The following is a 1,605-nucleotide window of genomic DNA, read 5'->3' on the forward strand; positions in this document are numbered from 1 at the left end:
CAAGCGCCATCCATGGGCTGAGACTAGCAGAAAGGCGCGTGACGCACCCGGCTACGTGCCGGGGGGCCGTTCTTCGGTGTTTTGAGTCGCAATGTTGCCAGTTGCGGCCTTCTGCGCCGCGAGCCATGCCGTGATGTCCTGGCGGCGAATACGTCGGTGGGAACCGCGGTATTGGACGGCAATCTCGCCACGGTCGGTGAGGTTGCGCAGGAACGTGTGGGAGATCCCCGCCATTTCTGCCGCTTGTGATGTGGTGAGGAGTTCCGCCACACTTGCCACGCTGACTGCATCACCCTTGGAAAGACGGCGTAACAAGTCGAGCACTGCAGCCCGTGCGCCGTCGTCGAGGCGGTGCGCAGTTCCGTCGACGAACACTGTCACGTCGTCGCTGCTGGCTAGAGTACGAGCCAGTGTTGCCTGCTCGGTGAAGTTCAGAGGTGAACTGAGTCTGGGGGAATCTATCGTCATGGAACACATGGTAACCCGGCTGTAGGGTATGACCCATGGCACAAAGAATCCGTACCGCACTATTGGGGTTTGGTCTGGCAGGGAGTGTGTTTCATGCCCCCTCCCTGGCATCGCTGAAAGAGTTCAGCCTTGATGTGATTGTGACCTCGGATCCGGGGCGGCAAGCGGCGGCTCAGGCTGCACATCCGCAGGCAACCATCGTGGGACGTGAGGAATGGGACCGGGGCGCACACGTTGAGGATATTGACTTGGTGATAGTCGCGACCCCACCGGCCACGCATGTCCCTTTGGCGACCGCAGCGCTAGAGGCGGCTTGTGCGGTGGTCGTGGACAAGCCGTTTGCGCTCACAAGTGCCGATGGGGAGGCGCTGATTGCCTTGGCCAAGGAGCAGGGTCAACTTCTCACCACCTACCAGAACAGGCGCTGGGATGGGGAGTATCTGACGTTGCAGAAGCTGCTCGCACAAGGTGAGCTGGGGGAGGTGCGGCGTTTTGAGTCCCGGCTTGAGCGCTGGCAGCCTGAAATCACGAAGGAGTGGAAGGCGCAGGCTACGGCGGCCGACGGCGGTGGCATCCTTTTCGATCTGGGCACGCACCTTATCGACCAGGCACTGCAACTGTTTGGCCCTGTAGTGAGGGTCTACGGTGAGCTTGCCGCCCGGCGGTTGGCGGAGTTGGCCGACGACGACGTTTTCGTGGCGCTGGAGCACGCCAACGGTGTCATCTCGCATCTGTGGATGAACCTCAATGTTGCCCAAAAGGGTCCACGAATGCGTGTTCTTGGCGCGAAGGCCGCCTATGTGAAGGAAAGCGGAGACGTTCAGGAGGGCCAAATTGGGTTCGGCATCTGCCCTGGGAACCCCGCCTATGGCGTTGAGCCGGAAGCGGACTGGGGCACTGTGGGCCGAACCGGAGAGCTAGTGTCCGTGCCCACGGAACGGGGCAATTTTGCACTGTTCTACGAGTTGTTGGCGGTGGCGATGCTTCAGGGAGGCCCAGTGCCGGTGGATCCGGAGGACTCCGTGGCAGGGCTTCGCATCATCGAGCAAGTCCGGGCCAGCGGACAGCTTCGTAACGCCGCGGACTCAGTGAACAGCCGTGCGTAAACTGGGGCGAACGCATGGTGCAGCCTAGGAT

2 protein-coding genes are annotated in these 1,605 nt (G+C 61.6%); one reads left to right on the top strand and one right to left on the bottom strand.

The features are described 5' to 3' along the window. Positions 1-51: 51 nt before the first annotated feature. Positions 52-468: a helix-turn-helix domain-containing protein gene (locus Q4P21_RS16255; RefSeq protein WP_303389759.1), complete on the bottom strand. Its 417-nt coding sequence runs from the start codon at positions 466-468 to the stop codon at positions 52-54. A 35-nt stretch (positions 469-503) separates the two neighbouring features. On the opposite strand from Q4P21_RS16255, the gene Q4P21_RS16260 reads away from it, so the two are divergent. Next, positions 504-1,574 (top strand): Gfo/Idh/MocA family oxidoreductase, encoded by a 1,071-nt coding sequence (locus Q4P21_RS16260; RefSeq protein WP_303389760.1) that lies wholly within the window; start codon positions 504-506, stop codon positions 1,572-1,574. Positions 1,575-1,605: the final 31 nt, after the last annotated feature.

Source organism: Arthrobacter sp., assembly GCF_030540645.1.
Taxonomy (GTDB): domain Bacteria; phylum Actinomycetota; class Actinomycetes; order Actinomycetales; family Micrococcaceae; genus Specibacter.

What these genes read in the sequence shown, in the direction of transcription:
- Q4P21_RS16255 (WP_303389759.1), bottom strand. Translation starts at nt 468, where the DNA reads ATGACGATAGATTCCCCCAGACTCAGTTCACCTCTGAACTTCACCGAG.
- Q4P21_RS16260 (WP_303389760.1), top strand. Translation starts at nt 504, where the DNA reads ATGGCACAAAGAATCCGTACCGCACTATTGGGGTTTGGTCTGGCAGGG.